A 21,210-nucleotide genomic window follows, 5' to 3' on the forward strand; every position below is an offset into this window, starting at 1 on the left:
GCAGCCAGCAGCGAGGGCCTTCACGCCGAGTGCCATAGGAGGGCACCCGAAATGCTGCGTCATGTTATCGCGCCTGCCCGTTTCTTCTCTCAGGTGCCTCACGAAATTCTCCGCCATCCCAGACTCTGTTCGGACTCCGTCCGGCTTCTGACCTGGCAGCTCTCCCTCCCCGAGGGAGTCGAGGAATCCCTCTCCGCCACCGCGAGCAGCGCGGGTATCGGGCGTGCCGGATTCAACCGTGCCAAGCGGGAGTTGAAGGCCGAGGGCTACTTCCACGAGTGGCGTGAGCAGCGTGCACGGGGCCGGTGGTCCACCCGCCAGCTCGTCTCCAGCGTGCCGCTCACGCCCGAGCAGGCCGTCGCCCTGCGAGACAGCGCCCCGCGCAACAGCGGCAGCGGCAGCGGGTCCGCACCGTATGACGGGACGCCGACCGTCGGAGAACCGGCGGGCCAGCCCATCGGCGGTCATCCAGATGCAACACCCCCGGAGAACACCTTCCAACCATCCCCGCCGGATGGCGACTCGGCCGACTCGTCGGACTCCGCCGACCCGGCCGAACCGACCGAACCGACCGCTCGGCGCCTCATCGAGGACCTGCCCCTCCTCGACCCCCGGCTACGCGTCCCTCGCGGGATACTGCAACAGCTGGCCGCCCTCGTCGATGAATGGCTGAACCTCGGCCACAGCACCGGAGACGTACTCGCCGAGATCCGCCGGGGTCTGCCCGAGGTGATCCACCGGCCGGGCGGCCTGGTCCGGTACCTGCTCCGGGACCCCGTACCGCCCCGCCCGAGTCGCCCGTCCCCCTCCGCATCGCCGCAGGCCGCCGCGTTGCGGGAGTGCGCGGGCTCGCACTCACGGCCGACGGTGTTCCGGCCCGTGGCCGGGGAGGACCGGTGCGGGCCCTGCCGCCAGGCACGTGCGGAAGCGCAGGTGGCACGGGTCCCCGCACCCGGGTGGGTCGGGGCGGGTGCGGCGGCCCGTGGCGCCCCGGCTGTGCGGGCGGCGCTGCTGACCGGCCGTGTCAGAGAATCACGTGCGGGATGAACCGTGCGTACTCGTCCGTGATCAGGCCCGCCGACTCCCTGATGCCGAGCCCCGCCGCCTCGTCCTCCACGACCCACGCGCCGAGCACGACCCGGTTGCCGTCGAAGTCCGGCAGGGGCGCCAACTCCTGGTAGCAGCACGGCTCGTCGGGCGTCGCGGGGGCAGAGCCAGGATCGTGCACCGTCACTCCGGCGCCCTCGCGCCCGAGCAGCGGCTTGGCCACGTAACCGGTGGTCGTCGCCAGTTCGCGGGGTCCGTCGAGGTAGGCGGGGAGGAGGTTCGGGTGGCCGGGATACAGCTCCCACAACACGGCGAGAAGGGCCTTGTTGGAGAGGAGCATCTTCCAGGCGGGCTCGATCCAGAGCGTCGAACCCGTGCCGCCACCGTTGTCGAGGGTCTCCAGGACGTGCGGGGCGAAGCGGTCCGTGGTCAGCCACTCCCACGGGTAGAGCTTGAAGCAGCTCCGCATGAAACGGAGCTTCTTGTCGACGAACCGGCGCGAGAGGCGGTCCCAGCCGATGTCCTCCATGGAGATGGACTCCGTGGCCAGGCCCGCCTGCTCCGCCGTCTCGCGCAGGTACGCGACCGTCATCAGGTCCTCGCCGAGCTCGTCGGCGGCGGAGTGCGCGAAGTACAGGGGGCCGCCGGGCGGGAGGAGTGCAGCCTGTTTCTTCCATGCGTCGACCAGGCGCTCGTGGAGGGAGTTCCACTGGTCGGCGCCGGGGAAGCGTTCCTCCATCCAGAACCACTGGGGGCTCGCCGCCTCGACCAGGGACGTGGGGGTGTCGGCGTTGTACTCCAGCATCTTGGGCGGGGCGCCGCCCGTACCGTCGTATCGCAGGTCGAAACGTCCGTAGAGGGAGGGGAGTTCGGCGCGACGGCGCCAGGCCTCGGTGACGATCTCGATCACCCTCGGGTCCGTGAACCCGAGGTCGCCGAAGCGGTCGTGCTCGACGATGTGTGCGGCGGCGGCCAGGCACATCGTGTGCAGTTCCTCGACGACCTCCTCCAGCGCCTCGACCTCGGGGAGCGAGAAGACGTAGTACGCGCTCTCGTCCCAGTAGGGGCGCAGGGTGTCGTCGGGGTAGCGCGTGAGGGGGTAGATGAGCCCCTGGTCCTCGACGGTCTGCTGCCAGCCGGGGCGCGGGTCGATGGTGCGGCGTTCCACGTCTCAGCCGCCGCCGCTGCCCGAGCAGCCGAAGCCGTCCCGGTCCACTGCCTCGCTGCGGCTGAACGTGCCGTCGTCGGCATAGCGGCCGTCGACGTCGGCGTCGTAGTACCAGGCGGGCTCGGCACGGTCCGACGTCTTGCCGGTGCCGGTGCCGTAGGGGCTCTTGCGGGACTTCCCTGAGGAACCTGACGTGCCTGTCTTGCACTTGCTGTCGCTGACTACGCGGTAGCCGTTGACGTAGTCGTAGCTGTCCCGGTCCACGCAGCGGCGGTCCGGGTCGGAGCCGCAGGAGGTGAGCGCCGCCGCGAGGACGCCCATTCCGCCGAGAGCGACCGTGCTCGACCTCAGTCGCCGTCGTTGCTTTTCCGCCATGTGGCACTCCCCCGTTGTCTTACGTGATCAGCCCTCAGCGTAGGTAAGGGTCGGCCCCCCGTGCCAGCGTCCCCTTGGATCTTTACCGTCTCACCCTTCCTCTACAGTCACTCCGTGTCTCTTGGGATGATTTGCGCACTCGGCTCAGCGGTCTGCTTCGGCACGGCCTCGGTTCTCCAGGCGGTCGCCGCGCGCGCGACCGCGCCCGGCACCGGCTCCGGCGTCGACCCGGCGCTGTTGCTGCGCGCCCTGCGCCAGTGGCGCTACCTCGCGGGGCTCGGCTTCGACGGGCTCGGATTCCTGCTCCAGATCGTGGCGTTGCGCTCCATCCCGATCTACGCGGTGGGGGCGGCGCTCGCCGCGAGCCTCGCCGTCACGGCGGTGGTCGCGGCCCGGCTGCTTCGAGTGCGGCTCAGCGGCGTCGAATGGGGCGCGGTGGGTGTCGTCTGCGCGGGGCTCGCGATGCTGGGCCTGGCCTCCGGGGAGGAGGGCGACCGTGCGGGGACGACGACCTTGCGGTACGTGATGCTCGCGGTCGCGGTCGGTGTGCTGCTCGTCGGGGCGGTCGCCGGGCGCCTGCCCGGACGGGGGCGGGCGCTCGCGCTCGGGTTGGGGGCGGGGTGCGGGTTCGGGGTGGTCGAGGTGACCGTACGCCTCATCGATGACATGTCGCCGGGCGCGCTGCTCGCCAACCCGGCGACGTACGCGCTGCTCGTGGGCGGTGGGGCGGCCTTCCTGCTGCTTACTTCGGCGCTGCAGCGGGGGTCGGTGACGACGGCCACGGCGGGGCTCGTGATCGGCGAGACGATCGGTCCCGCGTTGGTGGGTGTGGTGTGGCTGGGGGATCGCACGCGCGGGGGGATGGAGTGGCTGGCGATTCTTGGTTTTGCGGTGGCGGTGGCGGGGGCGTTGGCTCTTGCGCGGTTCGGCGAGGCGCCGGAGGTTGCGGGGGACGGGGCGCGGTGACTTCCCCGTGGCGGGGGCGTGGTCCTGTGCGGGGTGCCTTCGCTGGGCGTCTCGGGGCTCTGCCCCGGGCCCCGCTCCTCAATCGCCGGAGGGGCTGAAATTCACGGCCCACCCCGGGCTGGAATTCACGGGCTGCCTTCGGTAGCCGCCTCGGGGCTCCGCCCCGGACCCCGCTCCTCAATCGCCGGAGGGGCTGAAATTCGCTCGCCGGAGGGGTTGAATGATCACCCCCGCTGGAAGGTTTGTTACCCCACCACCCTGCACAACGCCTCCAACGCCCCCGCCCACGCATGCTCCGCAGGAGTCCCGTAGCCCACCACCAGCGCGTCCCGCTGCTGTACCGCCGCGTCGGCGTGGCGGAAGCCGGACAGGCCCTGGACCGCAAGGTGTTCCCAGTTGGCTGCCTGGACTATCGACTGTTCGGTGCCCGGGGGGAGTTCCAGGACCGCGTGCAGGCCCGCCGCGATGCCGGTGGCGCGGACCTCGGGGGCCCTCGCCGCCAGCGCCGACACCAGTTGGTCGCGGCGGCGGCGGTAACGGAGGCGGGCGGCGCGTACGTGGCGGTCGTACGCGCCCGACTCGATGAACTCCGCGAGGGTCAGCTCGTCGAGGGCGTTGCCGTACGCCCCCGCCGCGTGTCGCTCGTCGAGGATCTCGTCCTGGAGGCCCGACGGCAGGACCAGCCAGCCCATGCGCAGGCCGGGCGCGAGGGACTTGCTTGCCGTGCCGAGGTAGACGACGTGCTCGGGGTCGAGGCCCTGGAGCGCGCCGACGGGCTGGCGGTCGTAGCGGAACTCGCCGTCGTAGTCGTCCTCCAGGATCACCCCGCCCTCGCGCCGCGCCCAGTCGACGACAGCCGCGCGCCGGTCGGGGTGCAGCGGCACGCCCATGGGGAACTGGTGCGCGGGCGTGAGCAACACCGCCTTGGGTGAGTCGGGTCCGAGCCCCGAGACGTCCGTGCCCAGTGCGTCGAAGCCCAGGGGCACCGTGCTCAGGCCCGCGCGGTGCAGCAGGTTCCAGTGGATGTTCAGGCCGTACGACTCCACGGCCGCCTCCGGCAGCCCGCGCGCCCGCAGCACGCGGCCAAGGAGCGCGAGGCCGTGCAGGAACCCGGCGGTGATGACGATGCGGCCGGGGTCGGCGTGCACACCCCGGGCACGGGCGAGGTAGCCGGACAGGGCGGTGCGCAGTTCGATGCGGCCGCGCGGGTCCGAGTAGCCGAAGGCGTCGTTCGGTGCCGTGGCCATCGCGCGGCGGGCCGCTTTCAGCCACTCCGCGCGCGGGAAGGACGTCAGGTCGGGGGCGCCGGGGCCGAGGTCGTACGTCGGGGCCCCACCCCGCCGTCGGGGCGTCGTGGGCCGTACGGGTGGCGTGACGACGCGTTCGGCGACGCGCGTGCCCGAGCCCTGGCGTGCGGTGAGCCACCCCTCGGCGACCAGGTCGGCGTACGCGTCGGCGACCGTGTTCCTCGCGACGCCGAGGTCGACGGCGAGGGAGCGGGAGGACGGCAGGCGGGTGCCGGGGGTGAGTCGGCCGCCGCGTACGGCATCCCGCAGTGCGTCAGTCAGGCCCTCGCGGACGCCGTGGCGGGACGCGTCGCCGCCGGTCTCCAGGTGCAGGTCGACGCCCAGAGATGTACCTGGGGTGGTACCCGGGGTGGTACTCGAAGACGTACCCGAAGTGGCCCACGTTTCTTCCATGGAAATGGACCATACCCGTGGGCTACCAGGTCCGTAATGTCGAAGCATGACGACGAACCCGACCAGCCCCGACAGCACGGCCACCACCCCCGAGGGGTACGTCCACGAGCACACCCCCCGCCTCGCCTGGGCCCAGCACGCGCCCGAGGTCTTCAAGGCCATGATCAAGCTCGACGCCGCCGCCCGTAAGGGCATCGACCCGGTGATCGGCGAGCTCGTCAAGATCCGCGCCTCGCAGCTCAACCAGTGCGCGTACTGCCTCGACATGCACACCAAGGACGCCCTCGCGGCGGGCGAGAGCGTCGAGCGGATCATCCAGCTCAGCGCCTGGGAGGAGTCGCAGCACTTCTACACGGCCAAGGAGGTCGCCGCGCTCGAACTGACCGAGGCCATTACGGTGCTCACCGACGGGTTCGTGCCCGACGACGTGTACGCGAAGGCTGCCGCCCTCTTCGACGAGGCGGAGCTGACCCAGCTCATCGCCGCGATCACCGTCATCAACGCGTGGAACCGCTTCGGCGTCAGCACCCGCCAGGTGCCGGGGCACTACAAGGCGGCGGGCGCCAAGTGAGCGTACGCACCACGCACTTGGACCAGGGCGTCGCGGGTGCCATGGGCGCCCTCAGTGCCGCCGCCAAGAAGGGGCTCGGCGACGCCGCCCTCGCCGAACTCGTGATGATGCGGGCCTCGCAGATCAACGCGTGCGCCTTCTGCCTCGACATGCATGTGGATGTGGCCCTGAAGGACGGCGAGAGTCCCCAGCGCATCGCTCTCCTCAACGCCTGGGAGGAGGCGGGCGAGCTCTTCAGTGGGCGGGAACGAGCCGCTCTGGCGCTGACCGAGGCGGTCACCGTTCTCACCGAGGGCTTTGTGCCCGACGATGTCTACGAGAAGGCGGCGGAACACTTCGATGAGGGCCAACTCGCCCATCTCCTCGGCGTGATCACCGTCATCAACAGCTGGAACCGGCTGATGGTCAGCCGCCGTATCGCACCCGGAGGACCGGCATGGTGAACCCCGTCGAGACCCTGCGCAGCCTGCACCACGGGCGGGCGCCGGGCGAACCGCTCGTCCTGCCGGGGCCGTGGGACGCCGCGAGCGCCCGGGTGTTCGAGGAGGCCGGGTACGAGGCCCTTGCCACGCCCAGCGCCGGTGTCGCGCTCTCCCTCGGGTACGAGGACGGGCAGGTGCCGCCCGAGGAGATGTTCGAGGCGATCACGCGGATCGTACGGTCGGTCTCCGTGCCCGTGAGCGCGGACATCGAGGCGGGCTACGGCATCGCCCCGAAGGAGCTGGTGGAGCGGCTCCTCCAGACGGGCGCGGTGGGCTGCAACCTGGAGGACTCCTTCGGCGGCCACGGCCCGGACGGGGCCCTCAAGGACCCCGCCGAGCAGGCCGCCTTCCTCGCGGAGGTGCGCGAGGCGGCGGGCGACCGGCTCTTCATCAACGCCCGGGTGGACACGTTCGTCAGGGGTGTCGCGGACCCGGAGGCGGCGATCGAGCGGGCCCGCCTGTACGTGGCTGCGGGCGCGGACTGCGTGTACCCGATCCTGGCCCCGGCCGAGGCGATCCCGGCGCTGCGGGCGGGGATCGAGGGGCCGCTCAACGTGGTGGCGAGGCCGGACGGGCCCTCGCTGAGGGAGCTCGGGGAGCTCGGCGCCACGCGGATCACGTTCGGCCCAGGGCTGCTGCACCGGGCCATGGCCGCCCTGCGGGACATCACCGACCAGCTGAGGTAGGCGTGGACGTGCCGGGCGCCCGTTCGTACGGGCACCCGGCACCGGGTCGGCACAGCCGCCTACATGGGCAGCCGCCTACTTGGGCAGCCAGCCCTTCCACTTCGACTTGTTGTCGTCGATCCACTTCTTCGCCGCGTCGTCCGGCGACATCTTCTTGTCGGCGATCATCAGGGAGACCTCGTTCTGGTCCTCCTCCGACCAGTTGAACTTCTTCAGGAACTTCGCGGCGTCGCCGCCGTTCTTCGCGAAGTCCGCGTTGAAGTACTTCTGCAGCGGCGTGTGCGGGTAGGCGCACTTGATCTTCGCCGGGTCGGCGTCGCAGCCCTCCTTGTACTCGGGCAGCTTCACCTCCGTCATCGGCACCTTCTCGAACAGCCACTGCGGCTTGTACCAGTAGGTGAGGAACGGCTTCCGCTGCTTGGCGAACTGCTCGATCTGGGTGATCTGCGCCGCCTCGGAACCCGCGAAGACGACCTGGTAGTCCAGGTCCAGGTTCTGCACCAGGGCCTTGTCGTTCGTCACGTACGACGGGGAGCCGTCCATGAGCTGGCCCTTGCTGCCGCTCTCGGACGTCTTGAACTGGTCCGCGTACTTGTTGAGGTTCTTCCAGTCGGTGACGTCCGGGTGCTTCTTGGCGAAGTACGTCGGGACGTACCAGCCGATGTGACCGGTCACGCCGACGTCGCCGCCGGGCACGATGGTCTTCTTGTCCTTGACGTACCGCTGTTCCTGGTCCGGGTGGCCCCAGTCCTCCATGATCGCGTCGACGCGGCCCTGGCTGAGGGCGTCCCAGGCGGGCACCTCGTCGATCTGGACCTTGTCGACGCGGTAGCCCAGCTCGTTCTTGAGCAGGTACTCGGCGACGGCGACGTCCGCCTGCGCGCCGACCCAGGACTGGACCGAGAGGGTCACGGTCTTGGCGCCCTCGGCGTTCGCGTACGGAGACGCCTGCTTGCTCATGTCGGCGGCACCGCAGCCGGAGAGCGCGAGGAGCGCACCGGCGGCCGTGACGGCGCTCATGACACGCGTACGAACGCGCATGTCACGCTCCCTTCTTGGCGCGCCGAGCCGTGGGCTGTGTGACGCGGTCGAGCATCAGGCCGAGGCAGACGATCGCGGTACCGGCCACCAGGCCGGTCGCCAGGTCGCCCTGCGCGATGCCGAACACGACGTCGTAGCCGAGCGCGCCACCGCCGACCAGGCCGCCGATGACGACGACGGCGAGGACCAGGACGACGCCTTGGTTGAGGGCGAGCATCAAAGCCGGGCGGGCCAGCGGCAGCTGGACCTTGCGCAGCTGCTGCCAGCTGGAGGCGCCGAGCGAGCGCGAGGACTCCATCGCGGCGGCGTCGACCTGGCTCAGGCCCACCGTGGTGATGCGGACGACGGCGGGCAGCGCGTAGACGACGGCGGCGGCGACCGCGGGGGCGCGGCCGATGCCGAAGAGGGCGACGACCGGGATCAGGTAGACGAACTGCGGCATCGTCTGGAAGACGTCGAGCACCGGCCTCAGCAGCCGTGCGAACCGGTCGCTGCGGGCGGCCGCGATGCCGATCGCGAAGCCGATGACCAGCGTCACGGCGACACCGGCGAGTACCTGCGCGAGCGTGTCGAGGGACTTGTCCCAGACGCCGAGCACGCCGATCGCGGCCATCGCGGCGACGGCGGTGAGCGCCGTCTGCCAGGTGCCGATCAGCCAGGCGAGGGCGGCGACGACGAGCAGCACCGACCACCAGGGCAGGCCTTGCAAGCCGTCCCTTGCCGGGTTGAGGATCCAGGTGGTGAAGTGCGCCGCCCAGTCGGCGGTGCCGCCGACGACGGGCACGCCGGTGTAGATGTGGTCGACCATCCACTCCTTGGCGGTGTTGACCGTCGGGGCGATGTTGACGACCCAGCCGGTCGGCCAGTCCACGCGGTCCGCGAAGCGGGCGGCGACGGCGGCGACGACCGTGACGGCGGCGGCGACGGACCAGCCGCGCCAGCCGCGCAGCGGCGAGTTGTCCTCGGCGTGCGCACCGGCGCGTTCACCGGCCGCGCCGGTGACGCGGTCGAGGACCACGGCGAGCAGCACGATCGGGATGCCGCCGGCGAGCGCCTGGCCGACGTCGACGGTGGAAAGGGCCTGGTAGACGCGGTCACCGAGACCGCCGGCGCCGATGACGGAGGCGATGACGGCCATGGAGAGCGCCATCATGATCGTCTGGTTGAGGCCGAGCAGGAGCTGCCTGCTGGCCAGCGGCAGGCGGGCGGAGAACAGGCGCTGGCGCCCGGTCGCGCCGAGCGAGGTCACCGCCTCCATCACACCGGCGTCGGCCTGGCGCAGGCCGAGCGCGGTGAGCCGGGCCATGGGCGGGGCCGCGTACACGACCGTCGCGATGATGGCGGCCGGGACGCCCATGCCGAAGACGAGGGCGAACGGCAGCAGGTACGCGTACGCGGGCAGCACCTGCATGGTGTCGAGGACCGGCCGCAGGATGCGGAAGGTCCGCTCGCTGAGGCCGCCCGCGAGGCCGAGCAGGAGGCCGATCAGGACCGAGGCGAGGACCGCCACGATCATCAGGGCCAGCGTCTGCATGGTCGGCACCCACATGCCGAGCAGTCCGCACACGGCGAACGCGCCGGACGCCATGACCGCGATCTTCACGCCCGCCGCGCGCCAGGCGATGAGCCCGGCGCCGACGGTCACGCCGGCCCAGCCCGCGGCGAGCAGCACGAGGTAGACGCCGCGCACGGAGAGCACGATGGCGTTGCTGACGTGCCCGAGGAAGTAGATGAACAGCGGGTGGCTGTCGCGGTTGTCGATGATCCAGTCGGTGGTCTTGCCGAGCGGCTCGGTCAGATCGACCGTGAGGGCGTCCGGCCAGGCCCCGGAGGCCCATTTGGCGTTGACGATCGGCACCAGGACGGCCGCGGCGACGGCGAGCAGTAGGAGCTTGCCGACGGCACGGTGGCGCAGGAGCGCTCCGATGCCCGTGTCGCGCACGGGCCCCGTAGCGGTGGCGGTGGCCATCAGGCGACCACCTCGCCCTTGCCGGGGGCGGTGTCAGCGGTGGTGTCCGCGGCGGGGGCCGAGGTCCCCGCGACCACGGCGAGCAGCCCGGCGTGGTCCACCACGCCGAGGCAGCGCTTGCCGTCCATCACGCGTACCGGGAAGCCGGTGCGGGCGACGGCCTCGATGGCCTCGGTGACCTTGGCGTCGGGCGGCAGGGCCGCGCCGCGCGTCTCCTCGTCGCCGTCGGCAGGGCGCATGGCGTTGCGCACGCTCATGACGTCGGCGCGCACCACGTCGCGGACGAAGTCGCGGACGTAGTCGTCGGCCGGGGAGCCGACGATCTCCTCGGGTGTGCCGAGCTGGACGACCTGGCCGTCGCGCATGAGCGCGATGCGGTCGCCGAGCTTGAGGGCCTCGCTGAGGTCGTGGGTGATGAAGACCATCGTGCGGCCCTCTTCGCGGTGCAGGCGGACGACTTCTTCCTGCATGTCGCGGCGGATCAGCGGGTCGAGGGCGCTGAACGGCTCGTCGAAGAGGAGGACCTCGGGGTCGACGGTGAGGGCGCGGGCCAGGCCCACGCGCTGCTGCTGGCCGCCGGAGAGCTGGCCGGGCTTGCGCTGTTCGAGCCCTTCGAGGCCGACCTTCTTGACGACTTCGAGGGCCTTGGCGCGGCGCTCCGCCTTGGCGACGCCCTGGATCTCCAGGCCGTACGCGACGTTGTCGAGGACCGAGCGGTGCGGCAGCAGGCCGAAGTGCTGGAAGACCATGGCGGCGCGGTGGCGGCGCAGTTCGCGCAGGCGGGCCTTGTCCATGGCGAGGACGTCCTCGCCGTCGATGGCGAGGGAGCCGGATGTGGGCTCGATGAGTCGGGTCAGGCAGCGTACGAGGGTGGACTTGCCGGAGCCCGACAGGCCCATGACGACGAAGACTTCACCCTTGTTGACCTCGAAGGAGACGTCGCGCACGGCGGCGGTGCAGCCGGTCTGCTCGCGCAGTTCGGCGGGGCTGAGGCCGTGCACCTCCTCGTTGCCGGGTATTCGCTCCGCGCCGGGTCCGAAGACCTTCCAGAGGTTCTTGACGGCGAAGACGGGGCCGCCCTCGCCGGTCGTCTTCCCGGTGTCCGTGGACTGCGTCACGGTGGCCTCGCTCATCGGCCGTCACCACCAAGGATCTCGGCACATTTCTCCCCGACCATGAGTACTCCGATCATCGGGTTCACGGCGGGCATCGTCGGGAAGACGGATGCGTCCGCGATACGGATTCCTGCCAGGCCCCGGATCTTCAACTCCGGGTCGACCACAGCGAGTTCATCAGTGGAAGCACCCATTCGGCAGGTGCCTGCCGGGTGGTAGACGGTGTGCGCGGCCTTGCGCACGAGCTCGCTGATCTCGGCGTCCTCGGTGACCTCGGGGCCGGGGAACACCTCGCGCTTGAGCCACTTCTTGAACGGCTCGGCCTGCGCGACCTTGCGGGCCAGCTTGATGCCGTCGACGAGCGTCTGCCCGTCGTAGTCGACCCCGTTCTCGTCGTACTCGAAGTACTTGAAGTCGAGGGCGGGCTTGACCTCGGGGTCCGCGGAGGTGAGGTAAAGGCGGCCGCGGGCGCGGGACTTGGGGATGTTCGGCGTCATCGAGACGCCGTGCTCGGGGCGTTCGTAGCCGAGCCGCTCCGGGTTGTCCGTGAAAGGGATTTGGTAGAAGTGGAACATCAGGTCCGGGCCCTTGTGGTCCGGGTCCCGCTTCACGAACAGGCCCGCGTCGGAGTCCATCGCGGAGTTGCCGGGGATCGGCCCGTTGGTCTCCCAGACGATGACCGACTCGGGGTGGTCGATGAGGTTCTCGCCGACGCCCGGCAGGTCGTGCACGACCGGGATGCCGAGGGCTTCGAGATCGTTCTTCGGGCCGATGCCGGAGTGCATGAGCAGCCGCGGCGTGTCGACGGCTCCGGCGCAGACGAGCACCTCACGGCGGGCGGTGAACAGCTTCTCCACACCGTCCTTGGTGCGGATGTGGACGCCGCGCGCGGTCTTGCCCTCAAGCTCCAGCTTGGTGGCCCACGTCTCCAGGAAGAGGTGGAGGTTCGGGCGGTCACCGGCCTCCATGTGGGGGTGCAGGTAGGCGACCGACGCGGAGGAGCGCTTGTTGTTCTCCGGGTGGTACGAGAGGTCGAAGAAGCCGACGCCCTCGTCGAAGGGCTTGTCATTGAAGCCGACGACCTCGGGGACGCCGAGCGCGGTCTTCGTCGCCTCGACCCAGTCGGTGGCTATCTGGTTCTGGTCCTTCTTGGCGACGCGCACGACGTTGTTGCGCAGCTTGCCGAAGTAGGGGTCCATGGCCTTGGCGTTCCAGCCGGTGGCCCCGGCCGCCTCCCACTCGTCCCAGTCGGACGGCAGCGGCTTGAAGGAGATCAGGGTGTTGTGCGACGAGCAGCCGCCGAGCACCTTGGCGCGGCTGTGCAGGATGTGCGAGTTGCCGCGCGGCTGCTCGGTGGTCGTGTACTCGTAGTCCAGCTCGCCGCCGAGCAGGCCGAGCCACTTGCGCAGCGTGAGGACGTCCTCCCGGTCGATGTCGCTGGGGCCGCCCTCGATGACGGCGACGGTGACGTCCGGGTCCTCGGTGAGGCGGGACGCGATCACCGATCCCGCGGTGCCGCCACCGACGATGACGTAGTCGAACTCGGTCTGGTCAGACATGCGTACGTGCTCCTCTTCCTGCGAGGTCGTGCCAAGGTGCTTGCGCGTAATGAGCGAGGGGTGCTTGAACGTGTTTCGCGCGGGGCGGACCGGCCGCCCCGCGCTTACCTCTGTACGGCCTGTGTCAGCCCGCGAACCAGCGGACCGGCTGCGGCGCCAGGTTCTGGTAGATGTGCTTGGACTCGCGGTACTCGGCGAGGCCCGCGGGGCCGAGCTCGCGCCCGACGCCGCTCTTGCCGAAGCCGCCCCACTCCGCCTGCGGCAGGTAGGGGTGGAAGTCGTTGATCCAGATGGTGCCGTGGCGCATCCGGCGGGCCATGCGGGCGGCGCGGCCCTGGTCCCTTGTCCACACGGCGCCCGCGAGGCCGTACTCGGTGTCGTTGGCGAGCGCGACGGCCTCGTCCTCGGTACGGAAGGTCTCGACGGAGAGCACAGGACCGAAGACCTCTTCCCGTACGACCTTCATCTCGCGGTGGCACTGGTCGAGCACGGTCGGCTCGTAGAAGTAGCCCTCGTCCGGCCGCACATCGCTCGGCTCCGGGCGCTTGCCGCCGGAGCGGAGCACCGCGCCCTCCTCCAGGGCCGAGGCCACGTACATCTCGGTCTTCTCGCGCTGCTGCTGCGAGACGAGGGGGCCGCACTCGACGCCGTCCTCGGTGCCGCGGCCGAGCTTGATCTTCTGGGCCCTGCGGGCGAGTTCGGCCACGAAGCGCTCGCGGACGGACTCCTCGATGATGAGGCGGCCACCGGCGGAGCAGACCTGCCCGCTGTGGATGAAGGCGGCGTTCAGCGCCTGGTCGACGGCGGTGTCGAAACCCTCTTCCGTGGCGCAGGCGTCGGCGAAGACGACGTTGGGGTTCTTGCCGCCGAGCTCCAGGGCGACCTTCTTGACGCCGACGGCGGCGGCCTGGGCGACCTTGGTGCCGGAGACGAGGCCGCCGGTGAAGGAGACCAGGTCGACGTCGGGGTGGTCGGCGAGCCGGGCGCCGACGGTGTGGCCGGGGCCGGTCACGATGTTCGCGACACCGGCCGGGAGCCCCGCCTCGACGAGCAGCTCGATGAGCGCGACCGTGGTCAGCGGCGTGATCTCGCTGGGCTTGATGATGAAGGTGTTGCCCGCGGCGAGCGCGGGCGCGACCTTCCAGCTGGCCTGGAGCAGCGGATAGTTCCAGGGCGTGATCATCGAGCAGACGCCGATGGGCTCGTGCACGACGACGCTGTGGATGTCCTCGGAGCCCGCGTCGACGACGCGGCCCGCGCCCTCCCCGATCACCAGGTCGGCGAAGTAACGGAAGGCGTCGGCCACGCAGTCGACGTCGACACGGCCCTCTTCGAGGGTCTTGCCCGCGTCACGGCTCTCCAGGAGACCGATCTCCTCACGGTCGCGCACGAGGAGGTCGGCGACCCGGCGGAGCAGGGCGGCGCGCTCGGCGACGGGCGTGCTCGGCCAGGGGCCCTCGTCGAAGGCCTTGCGGGCGGCGGCGATGGCGGCGTCCGCATCGTCCACTCCGCCCTCGGCGATCACGGCGAACGGCTTGGCATCCGCCGGGTCGAGGATCTCGCGGGTGGCGCCGGAGGTGGCGGCACGCCACTCTCCGCCCACATGGATGGTCTGTTGTGCGGACACGTCCCGTTTGCCTTCCGTTCCTGTCATATGCCCCGCCTGTCACTCGCGGTAGCCGGGTGCACCTGCCCTCCGGCGGAGAAAGCATGCGCAACCTATGGCCGAAAGTGCGCTGTGTCACTGTGCGTGGGGGCACTCGGGGCAAACGTACGCTCGACACAGGGTTTGTCCCCGTAGGCGAGGTAAAGAACGGAATGTCGCGCGGGGCGCGTCAGTCGTCGGCGGGCTCGTAGGCAGGCTCGTCGGCGAGCTCATCGGCGGACTCGTCAGCGGGCTCGTCGGCGACGGTCAGCCCCGCCGTCCACAGCGGCATCAGCCAGTGCACGACGAACACGCTGAACAGCACGGGGAAGATGAGTCCCTCGACCTCCGCCCCGCCCAGGCCCGCGGCGCCTACACCGACGGTGGCGGCAAGCAGGATCCACAGCATCACGTAGTGCGCTCGGGCCGCCACGCGGTTCCGCTCGGCACGCTGACGCTCGTCGAGGGCGCGGGCCCGCAGTTCGAGCAGCCCCCGGGTCGCGCTGTTGATGACGCCGGTCGCCACGCCCCACGGCAGCAGAATGCCGAGCAGGGCGAACGGCGCCCAGCGCTCGTCACCGAGCACGGAGGAGAGCCCGCACGCGACACCGGCCGCGGTCAGCGCGATGTGCGCGAGGACCACGGTCCTGCGCCGCGCCGCCGTGGCATGCAGCGGGGCAGCCTCCTGGCGGTTCATCAACGCGTGCATGCGCCGGTCGTAGCCGGTCATGGGGCGCCGGTCGTAGCCGGTCGTGGGGCGCCGGTCATTCCCGGTCGTGGGGCGCTGCTCGTCGGTCCTCATCACTGATTCCTCCCGTAGACCTCATCCGTGAGCGGGCGAAACGGCTCGAGGGAGAACACGGCCTCGACCGGCAGCGCGAAGAACTTCGCGATCTTCAGCGCGAGGTCGAGGCTCGGGTTGTACTGCCCCCGCTCGATGTAGCCGATGGTCTGGTAGTGGACGCCCACTGCCTCGGCCAGGCTCTGTCGCGACACCTTCCGTTCGGCGCGCACCATCGCCAGCCTGTTGTGCACTTGCTCGCTCATGTATAAGAAGTACTACATCAGAGAGCAACTGCACAACAGAGCAACTGCACAACCGAGCAACGGCACAACACTCCCGAAACGCCGACCGCCCCCGGCAGCCGCTGCGAGGAGCGGCCGCCGGGGGCGGTGGGTGAAGGGTGCTGCTGCGGCTCAGATGAGGCCGAGACCGCGGACGGCCTCGCGCTCCTCGGTGAGCTCCTGCACGGACGCGTCGATCCGCGTGCGCGAGAACTCGTTGATGTCCAGGCCCTGGACGATCTCGTACTTGCCGTCCTTGGTGGTGACGGGGAAGGAGGAGATGAGGCCCTCCGGAACGCCGTACGAACCGTCCGACGGGATGCCCATGGAGGTCCAGTCGCCCGCGGCGGTGCCGTTGACCCACGTGTGGACGTGGTCGATGGCGGCGTTGGCGGCGGAGGCGGCCGACGAGGCGCCACGGGCCTCGATGATCGCGGCACCGCGCTTGGCGACGGTCGGGATGAACTCGTCGGCGAGCCAGGACTGGTCGCCCACGACGTCCGCGGCGTTCTTACCGGCGATCTCCGCGTGGAAGATGTCCGGGTACTGGGTGGCCGAGTGGTTGCCCCAGATGGTCAGACGCTTGATGTCGGAGACCGACGAGCCCGTCTTCTTCGCCAGCTGCGACAGGGCGCGGTTGTGGTCCAGGCGCGTCATGGCGGTGAAGCGCTCGGCCGGTACGTCCGGGGCGGCGGCCTGCGCGATGAGCGCGTTGGTGTTGGCCGGGTTGCCGACGACGAGGACCTTGATGTCGTCCGCGGCGTTGTCGTTGATGGCCTTGCCCTGCGGCTTGAAGATGCCGCCGTTGGCCTCCAGGAGGTCACCGCGCTCCATGCCCTTGGTGCGGGGGCGGGCGCCGACGAGGAGGGCGACGTTGGCGCCGGAGAAGGCGACGTTCGGGTCGTCGCTGATCTCGATCGAGTTCAGCAGCGGGAAGGCGCAGTCGTCGAGCTCCATGGCGGTGCCCTCGGCGGCCTTCAGCGCCGGCGTGATCTCAAGAAGGCGCAGGTTGACCGGCACGTCCGCGCCGAGCAGGTGGCCCGAGGCGATGCGGAAGAGCAGCGCGTAGCCGATCTGGCCGGCCGCGCCGGTGACGGTGACATTCACGGGAGTGCGGGTCATGGCGATCTCCGTAAGACAGCTGGCGGTGGGGTCCCTGGTCTCGTACGTGGATCCCCTTGTTCCTGGATCCCGCCGACGCCTCGTCGAGTCCTCGATCGCCTCACGATGATCGATCTCTTGGCATCAAGAGAGATCCGCCGTCAGGCTATCGCGCCCCGCCCACCCCTGGCCGCCGGGTCGGTGTGGCCCGGCCCACAGCATGGACGGCACCCCGGAAAACTTTCGCGGCCGCCCCAAAAAAAGGGGGCGGCCGCCACGAGGGGGGGGAGCGTGGCGGCCGCCGTGGGGGTGTGAACACTCCCGTGGGGGTAACGTCCGCCTGCCCCCGGTCGACGCGTGCATGCACGCGCCTATCGACTTTTTTTGGAGGCGGATCGGAGGGGCAGATCGGAGGGGAAGATCGGAGGGGCAGAGGCGGCTACGCCGTGCACCCCGTCTGCCCGGACTTCAGCGTCGCGCAAGCCTTCGCCGCCGTACCCGAGTCGGCCGCCACCATCGGCGTGTACGCGTCGAAGTCCTCGTTCACCGTGCTGTTCTGCTTGGCCCCGGCACCGCTGCCCGACCCCGTGATCGTCAGCTCGTCCCCCGGCGTCGCCTGGGTGATCCGCGCCCACGCGGCCCCGCACGTCTTGCTGTACCGCACCTCGACCAGCGTCCTGCCTATCGTGGCCCGCGAGGTGGTCGTCGCCAACTCGCCGCCGCAGCCCATGTTCTCGGGGTCCTTGCCCGCGCAGTCCTTGCCGTTGCACTCGACGCCCGCGGGCAGCTTCGTATCGCTCTTGCTCGGCGTCGCGGACGGCTTCGCGTCGTTCTGGCCCTTGCCGTCGTCGCCGAAGCCGGTCATGAACACCGCGGCGGCAATGACGACGAGGGCGCCGACCACACCGGCGAGGAACATCGTCAGCTTCCTGCGGCGCCGCTGGCCGTCGGGCGAACTCCCCGGCGCGGGCGCGGGCGCGGGCGTGGGCACGGGCGCACCCGGGCCGCCTTCGCCGAAGGCGGGCACGGAGACGTCACCGGAGGCACCGACCGGCCCGAACGAACCCTGGGGGCCGTACGAGTCATGCGGTCCGGCATCCCCGGCCCTCACCGGCGGCATCGTGGGAGACACTCCGGCAGGCCCGGCCACCCCCATCGTCCCGGCCCGCCCGACAGCCCCCTCGGAACCGCCCCACGCGGCACCGGCGCCGCGGGCAGGCTTCGGCGACTTCGCAGGCTTGGCGGGCTTTGCGGGCTTGGCGGGCTTTGCGGGGGGCGGGACGGACGAGGAGGAAGGGGAAGGAGGGGAAGGAGGGGACGCTTTCCCGCCGGGCCCCGACGCGTCGGACCCCAACTCCCCCAGTGCCGCCCGCGCCTGCGAGATCCGGATCGCCTGCATCGTCATGTCGTGCCGCATCTCGGAGCGGCTCCACGCACGCTCCGCGAGCTCCCACATGGTGATGAGATGGACGGGCGGCGTGCCCGTCACCTCGGCCAGCGCGACGATCGCACCCTTCGGCGCGAGCAGGCGCCCGTTCAGATAGCGCTCCCACGACGTCTTGCTGTAGCCGGTGCGGTCCGACAGCGCCGCGATGCTCAGGCCACTGCGGTCGACGAGCCTGCGCAGCTGACTGGCGAACTCCCTGACCTCCGGGTCGAGCTCATCCGGTAGCGCCTTCCAACGAGGCATTGCTCCCCCTATTCCCCCCGTACGTTCTGTTTCTGCCCCCGCGCCGACCTCGCGCCGACCCTGCGCCACCCCGTTCTGACTACCCAGAGTTCTGGACTACCCAAAGGGATGCGCCGGGCCAGGATGTCAGTTCCCTGATCAGGGGCGCACGGGAGCATTCGGGCCACGGCGTGCACTGCCGCGCTCCCCTGGTCGTCGGCCCAGTCTCCCACCGCCGCCCGGCAGCACGATGCGGAACCCCGAGTACCGTCCTATTTGTGCTGGCTGCCACCCCTCCGGACCAGGGCCGTTGCACACCGCGCACACCGTTGCGGAATGGTCACCTCCGTGCCACAGGCACCAGGCATCCCTTGTACGCCGTTGGCGCGTCCATGACCCTGGATCACGAGCGGAACGCACCGCTTATATCGGGAGGTTCCAAGAGGAAGCACCCATCCCTGAACGGTGGTGCCCGTCCCCTCACGGGGGTGAGGACGGGCACCGCCTTCTTTTACGAAGTGCGGGTCACGGAGTGCGGGTCACGGAGTGCGGGGCGTCCCCGAAAGGGCGACTTCGGCCATGTCTTACGGCCCGGCGGCCGAAGTGCTCGGCAGAGTCGGTCCGGTAAGCAACGGCACATATCCGGATATCCGGACAACGGCACGAACCACGTGCCCTGCCCTCCCGAAGGGAACCGCGCATGAAGTACGGCAAGCGTCTCGCAGGCGGCATCATCGCCGCATCCGCCCTCCTCGGCACCGGCCTCGCGACGGCCCCCACGGTCTCGGCGGCCCCCGCAGCATCGGCGGCCTCGGCAGCCTCCGCGGCGGAGTTCCGGGGCACGGCCCCGTCCTGCGTGAAGCGGGACGTCATCAAGCACAAGAAGTACGTGAAGGTCACCAACCGCTGCGGCCAGGCCATGCACCTGAAGGTCGTCATCGACTGGGGCAACGACTCGCCGTGCCTCACGTACCAGAACAACGAGCAGTGGGAGTGGAACTGGGGCCGCGGCTCCTACGGCAAGGTCGTCACCTGCTGAGGCACTCCTGAGCGGCTGCTGAGCCACTCCTGAGCCACCCCGGCTCCGGCGCCCTCAGCCCCGCGAGCCCCCCGCCGTCCCCGGTGTGACGAGACCCGTCTCGTACGCCACCACCACCGCCTGCGCCCTGCTGTCCAGGTCGAGTTTGCTCATCGTGCGGTTGAGGTGGGTCTTGACGGTGGCCTCGCTGATGTAGAGCCGTTCGGCGATGTCGGCGTTGGTCAGCCCGCGCGCGATCAGCTTCAGGACCTCGACCTCGCGCAGGGTCAACGCCGCGAGGTCGGGCGGGGGTCCGCTCGCCTCCTCGTCGGGGGCCGCCGCCTGCCGGGCGAACGCCTCGACGAGGCGCCGCGTCACACTGGGCGCGAAGAGCGCGTCACCGCTGCCGACCGCCGCCACCGCGGCGAGCAGCCGCTCGGGCCCCGAGTCCTTGAGCAGGAAGCCGGAGGCCCCGGCGCGCAACGCCCCGTACACGTACTCGTCGAGATCGAACGTGGTCAGCACCAGGACGCGCGGCGCCGGTTCGGCGGCCTGCCGCAGGATCTGCGCGGTCGCGGTGATGCCGTTCATGCCCGGCATCCGGATGTCCATCAGGACGACGTCGGGGCGGGTCCGCGCGGCGAGCGCCACGGCCTCCTCGCCGTCGCCCGCCTCGCCCACGACCTCGACGCCCGGCGCGGCGCGCAGCAGCCCCACCAATCCCGCCCGGATGAGGAACTGGTCGTCGACGACGAGCACTTTGATGCATGCGGTCATGCGGCTACCCGGTCATTCCGTCGCGTCGTCCCCCCGCGCAGCGGCCTGTGCCGAGGTCGGCAGGGTGAGACGCACGGCGAATCCCCCCTCGCTCAGCGGGCCGATACTGATCGCCCCGCCGTAGAGCTTGGCCCGCTCCCGCATCCCAATCAAGCCGTGCCCGCTGCCCGTCCGCACTCTGTCCTGAATCACCCCCTCTCCATCATTTCCATCATTTCCTTCATGTTCATCATGTCCGTCATTGATCACCGTGACCTCGATGTGCCACCGCTGATAGGCGAGTTCGACGGTCGCCGCGGCTCCGCGGGCGTGCTTCAGTACGTTCGTCAGCGCCTCCTGCACCACGCGATACGCGCAGAGTTCCACGCCGGGCGCCAGCGGGCGCGGCGTGCCGGTGACGCGCAGTTCGACGGGGACTCCCCCGCCGCGCACCCGCTCGACCATCTCGTCGAGTCGGCCGAGGCCCGGCATCGGCGCCGCCGGGGTGCCGTCGCCGTCCTCGGTGTCCTCGGCGTTCTCGGCGTTCTCGGCGCGCAGCACCCGCAGCATGCGCCGCAGCTCTTCGAGCGCCTCGCTGCTGGTCCCCGAGATGGTGCCGAGCGCCGCGCGCGCCGTGGCCGGGTCGGAGCCGAAGACGAACGTCGCGAGGCCTGCCTGCACGGATATCACCGACATGTGGTGAGCGACCACGTCATGCAGTTCGCGGGCGATCCGGCCACGTTCCTCGGCGACCTCGCGCCGGGCCCGCTGGTCCTGCTCCCGCTTCAGCTGCCGGGCCAGCTCCGCCGACCGGCGCGCGACGTGCCCGAAGCGCCACAGGACGAGGGAGAAACCGACGGCCTGCCCGACGACGGACGGCATCGAGGAGTCCTCGCTGATCGCACCGGCGTAGATCCACAGGGCGGCCATCAGGGCGGTGCAGGCGAGCGAGGTGCGCGGGGGACGCAGGGAGGCGACCGTGTAGACGCAGAGCATCGGGCCGAAGGTGCCGACGACGGGCCAGTAGCCGAGGGTGACGTATACGAACCACGCCACATCGACGACGAGCAGCACGGCGAGCGGCGCCTTGCTCCGGACCGCGACCGGGAGGCTGACCAGGGCCACCAACACGTGACCCACGGCGTCGAGTTCGACCCAGCCCTGCTTGGCGGACTCCTGTCCGAGAAGCACGGCCACCGTGGTCAGGGCGCCCGCGATGAGTGCGTCTACGGCGAGGGGGCGGATCCGCATCGCCGCAGCGTAACGCCCACATGGGC

General features: G+C 70.6%; 20 protein-coding genes. 6 read left to right on the forward strand and 14 right to left on the reverse strand.

Going from position 1 to position 21,210, the window contains the following annotated elements; all coding sequences use genetic code 11:
* Nucleotides 1-93 precede the first annotated feature (93 nt).
* Entirely contained in the window at nucleotides 94-1,047 is a 954-nt protein-coding gene (locus ABZ953_RS04115) for a hypothetical protein (RefSeq protein WP_361716352.1), read from the forward strand.
* Here ABZ953_RS04115 and ABZ953_RS04120 read toward each other — a convergent pair.
* Together ABZ953_RS04120 and ABZ953_RS04125 are read right to left on the reverse strand one after the other, a co-directional pair.
* A complete protein-coding gene (locus tag ABZ953_RS04120; RefSeq protein WP_361716355.1) occupies nucleotides 1,025-2,215 on the reverse strand; it encodes a glutathionylspermidine synthase family protein in 1,191 nt (396 codons plus the stop codon). The genes ABZ953_RS04115 and ABZ953_RS04120 overlap by 23 nt on opposite strands.
* Before the next feature lie 3 nt (nucleotides 2,216-2,218).
* Nucleotides 2,219-2,590, reverse strand: coding sequence for a hypothetical protein (locus ABZ953_RS04125; RefSeq protein WP_361716358.1), 372 nt, complete (start codon nucleotides 2,588-2,590; stop codon nucleotides 2,219-2,221).
* Between the two features lie 126 nt (nucleotides 2,591-2,716).
* On the opposite strand from ABZ953_RS04125, the gene ABZ953_RS04130 reads away from it, so the two are divergent.
* Complete coding sequence (locus ABZ953_RS04130; RefSeq protein WP_361717056.1) at nucleotides 2,717-3,556, forward strand: hypothetical protein; 840 nt, start codon at nucleotides 2,717-2,719, stop codon at nucleotides 3,554-3,556.
* Between the two features lie 245 nt (nucleotides 3,557-3,801).
* Here ABZ953_RS04130 and ABZ953_RS04135 read toward each other — a convergent pair whose 3' ends face one another.
* Nucleotides 3,802-5,256 carry a PLP-dependent aminotransferase family protein gene (locus ABZ953_RS04135; RefSeq protein ID WP_361716361.1) on the reverse strand — a complete coding sequence of 485 codons (1,455 nt, stop codon included), beginning with the start codon at nucleotides 5,254-5,256 and terminating at the stop codon, nucleotides 3,802-3,804.
* Nucleotides 5,257-5,302: 46 nt separating this feature from the next.
* Between ABZ953_RS04135 and ABZ953_RS04140 the strand changes: the two genes are divergently transcribed.
* Genes ABZ953_RS04140 through ABZ953_RS04150 form a run of 3 tightly spaced genes read left to right on the forward strand, consistent with a single transcriptional unit; the run spans nucleotide 5,303 to nucleotide 6,995 of the window.
* Entirely contained in the window at nucleotides 5,303-5,827 is a 525-nt protein-coding gene (locus tag ABZ953_RS04140; RefSeq protein ID WP_361716364.1) for a carboxymuconolactone decarboxylase family protein, read from the forward strand.
* Nucleotides 5,824-6,270, forward strand: coding sequence for a carboxymuconolactone decarboxylase family protein (locus tag ABZ953_RS04145; RefSeq protein ID WP_361716367.1), 447 nt, complete (start codon nucleotides 5,824-5,826; stop codon nucleotides 6,268-6,270). Before ABZ953_RS04140 ends, ABZ953_RS04145 begins: the two co-directional genes overlap by 4 nt.
* Entirely contained in the window at nucleotides 6,264-6,995 is a 732-nt protein-coding gene (locus ABZ953_RS04150) for an isocitrate lyase/phosphoenolpyruvate mutase family protein (protein WP_361716370.1), read from the forward strand. Before ABZ953_RS04145 ends, ABZ953_RS04150 begins: the two co-directional genes overlap by 7 nt.
* A gap of 75 nt (nucleotides 6,996-7,070) precedes the next feature.
* Here the strand turns inward: ABZ953_RS04150 and ABZ953_RS04155 are convergent, their stop codons facing one another.
* From ABZ953_RS04155 to ABZ953_RS04195, 9 genes are all read right to left on the reverse strand, one after another.
* A complete protein-coding gene (locus tag ABZ953_RS04155) occupies nucleotides 7,071-8,036 on the reverse strand; it encodes a glycine betaine ABC transporter substrate-binding protein (RefSeq protein WP_361716373.1) in 966 nt (321 codons plus the stop codon).
* A 1-nt stretch (nucleotide 8,037) separates the two neighbouring features.
* Nucleotides 8,038-10,005 (reverse strand): ABC transporter permease subunit, encoded by a 1,968-nt coding sequence (locus ABZ953_RS04160; protein WP_361716376.1) that lies wholly within the window; start codon nucleotides 10,003-10,005, stop codon nucleotides 8,038-8,040.
* Nucleotides 10,005-11,138, reverse strand: a complete 1,134-nt coding sequence (locus ABZ953_RS04165; RefSeq protein ID WP_361716379.1) for a glycine betaine/L-proline ABC transporter ATP-binding protein — start codon at nucleotides 11,136-11,138, stop codon at nucleotides 10,005-10,007. The genes ABZ953_RS04160 and ABZ953_RS04165 overlap by 1 nt, the downstream gene beginning before the upstream one ends.
* Nucleotides 11,135-12,679 (reverse strand): GMC oxidoreductase, encoded by a 1,545-nt coding sequence (locus ABZ953_RS04170; RefSeq protein ID WP_361716381.1) that lies wholly within the window; start codon nucleotides 12,677-12,679, stop codon nucleotides 11,135-11,137. Before ABZ953_RS04170 ends, ABZ953_RS04165 begins: the two co-directional genes overlap by 4 nt.
* 124 nt (nucleotides 12,680-12,803) lie before the next feature.
* A complete protein-coding gene (locus ABZ953_RS04175; protein WP_361716384.1) occupies nucleotides 12,804-14,333 on the reverse strand; it encodes an aldehyde dehydrogenase family protein in 1,530 nt (509 codons plus the stop codon).
* A 181-nt stretch (nucleotides 14,334-14,514) separates the two neighbouring features.
* Nucleotides 14,515-15,126, reverse strand: a complete 612-nt coding sequence (locus tag ABZ953_RS04180; RefSeq protein ID WP_361716387.1) for a hypothetical protein — start codon at nucleotides 15,124-15,126, stop codon at nucleotides 14,515-14,517.
* Nucleotides 15,126-15,371 (reverse strand): helix-turn-helix transcriptional regulator, encoded by a 246-nt coding sequence (locus ABZ953_RS04185; RefSeq protein ID WP_361716390.1) that lies wholly within the window; start codon nucleotides 15,369-15,371, stop codon nucleotides 15,126-15,128. Before ABZ953_RS04185 ends, ABZ953_RS04180 begins: the two co-directional genes overlap by 1 nt.
* Nucleotides 15,372-15,521: 150 nt before the next feature.
* Nucleotides 15,522-16,511, reverse strand: a complete 990-nt coding sequence (locus tag ABZ953_RS04190) for a malate dehydrogenase (RefSeq protein ID WP_361716393.1) — start codon at nucleotides 16,509-16,511, stop codon at nucleotides 15,522-15,524.
* Nucleotides 16,512-16,929: 418 nt separating this feature from the next.
* Nucleotides 16,930-18,180 carry a DUF2690 domain-containing protein gene (locus tag ABZ953_RS04195; RefSeq protein ID WP_361716396.1) on the reverse strand — a complete coding sequence of 417 codons (1,251 nt, stop codon included), beginning with the start codon at nucleotides 18,178-18,180 and terminating at the stop codon, nucleotides 16,930-16,932.
* Between the two features lie 679 nt (nucleotides 18,181-18,859).
* Here ABZ953_RS04195 and ABZ953_RS04200 point away from each other — a divergent pair.
* The gene (locus ABZ953_RS04200; protein ID WP_361716399.1) at nucleotides 18,860-19,198 is read left to right on the forward strand and encodes a hypothetical protein; all 339 of its coding nucleotides are present in this window, start codon (nucleotides 18,860-18,862) and stop codon (nucleotides 19,196-19,198) included.
* A 54-nt stretch (nucleotides 19,199-19,252) separates the two neighbouring features.
* On the opposite strand, the gene ABZ953_RS04205 is transcribed toward ABZ953_RS04200, so the two are convergent.
* Together ABZ953_RS04205 and ABZ953_RS04210 are read right to left on the reverse strand one after the other, a co-directional pair.
* Nucleotides 19,253-19,954, reverse strand: coding sequence for a response regulator transcription factor (locus tag ABZ953_RS04205; RefSeq protein ID WP_361716402.1), 702 nt, complete (start codon nucleotides 19,952-19,954; stop codon nucleotides 19,253-19,255).
* 12 nt (nucleotides 19,955-19,966) lie between these two features.
* Entirely contained in the window at nucleotides 19,967-21,184 is a 1,218-nt protein-coding gene (locus ABZ953_RS04210) for a sensor histidine kinase (RefSeq protein ID WP_361716405.1), read from the reverse strand.
* Nucleotides 21,185-21,210 lie beyond the last annotated feature (26 nt).

Source organism: Streptomyces sp. NPDC046465, assembly GCF_040646035.1.
Lineage (GTDB): Bacteria > Actinomycetota > Actinomycetes > Streptomycetales > Streptomycetaceae > Streptomyces.

Bases quoted from the DNA above. Each gene is read 5' to 3' on its own strand.
- ABZ953_RS04165 (WP_361716379.1), bottom strand. From the start codon at position 11,138: ATGAGCGAGGCCACCGTGACGCAGTCCACGGACACCGGGAAGACGACC.
- ABZ953_RS04155 (WP_361716373.1), bottom strand. From the start codon at position 8,036: ATGCGCGTTCGTACGCGTGTCATGAGCGCCGTCACGGCCGCCGGTGCG.
- ABZ953_RS04125 (WP_361716358.1), bottom strand. From the start codon at position 2,590: ATGGCGGAAAAGCAACGACGGCGACTGAGGTCGAGCACGGTCGCTCTC.
- ABZ953_RS04195 (WP_361716396.1), bottom strand. From the start codon at position 18,180: ATGCCTCGTTGGAAGGCGCTACCGGATGAGCTCGACCCGGAGGTCAGG.
- ABZ953_RS04140 (WP_361716364.1), top strand. From the start codon at position 5,303: ATGACGACGAACCCGACCAGCCCCGACAGCACGGCCACCACCCCCGAG.
- ABZ953_RS04170 (WP_361716381.1), bottom strand. From the start codon at position 12,679: ATGTCTGACCAGACCGAGTTCGACTACGTCATCGTCGGTGGCGGCACC.
- ABZ953_RS04175 (WP_361716384.1), bottom strand. From the start codon at position 14,333: ATGACAGGAACGGAAGGCAAACGGGACGTGTCCGCACAACAGACCATC.
- ABZ953_RS04130 (WP_361717056.1), top strand. From the start codon at position 2,717: ATGATTTGCGCACTCGGCTCAGCGGTCTGCTTCGGCACGGCCTCGGTT.
- ABZ953_RS04150 (WP_361716370.1), top strand. From the start codon at position 6,264: ATGGTGAACCCCGTCGAGACCCTGCGCAGCCTGCACCACGGGCGGGCG.
- ABZ953_RS04180 (WP_361716387.1), bottom strand. From the start codon at position 15,126: ATGAGGACCGACGAGCAGCGCCCCACGACCGGGAATGACCGGCGCCCC.
- ABZ953_RS04205 (WP_361716402.1), bottom strand. From the start codon at position 19,954: ATGACCGCATGCATCAAAGTGCTCGTCGTCGACGACCAGTTCCTCATC.
- ABZ953_RS04210 (WP_361716405.1), bottom strand. From the start codon at position 21,184: ATGCGGATCCGCCCCCTCGCCGTAGACGCACTCATCGCGGGCGCCCTG.
- ABZ953_RS04200 (WP_361716399.1), top strand. From the start codon at position 18,860: ATGAAGTACGGCAAGCGTCTCGCAGGCGGCATCATCGCCGCATCCGCC.
- ABZ953_RS04135 (WP_361716361.1), bottom strand. From the start codon at position 5,256: ATGGAAGAAACGTGGGCCACTTCGGGTACGTCTTCGAGTACCACCCCG.
- ABZ953_RS04160 (WP_361716376.1), bottom strand. From the start codon at position 10,005: ATGGCCACCGCCACCGCTACGGGGCCCGTGCGCGACACGGGCATCGGA.
- ABZ953_RS04185 (WP_361716390.1), bottom strand. From the start codon at position 15,371: ATGAGCGAGCAAGTGCACAACAGGCTGGCGATGGTGCGCGCCGAACGG.
- ABZ953_RS04190 (WP_361716393.1), bottom strand. From the start codon at position 16,511: ATGACCCGCACTCCCGTGAATGTCACCGTCACCGGCGCGGCCGGCCAG.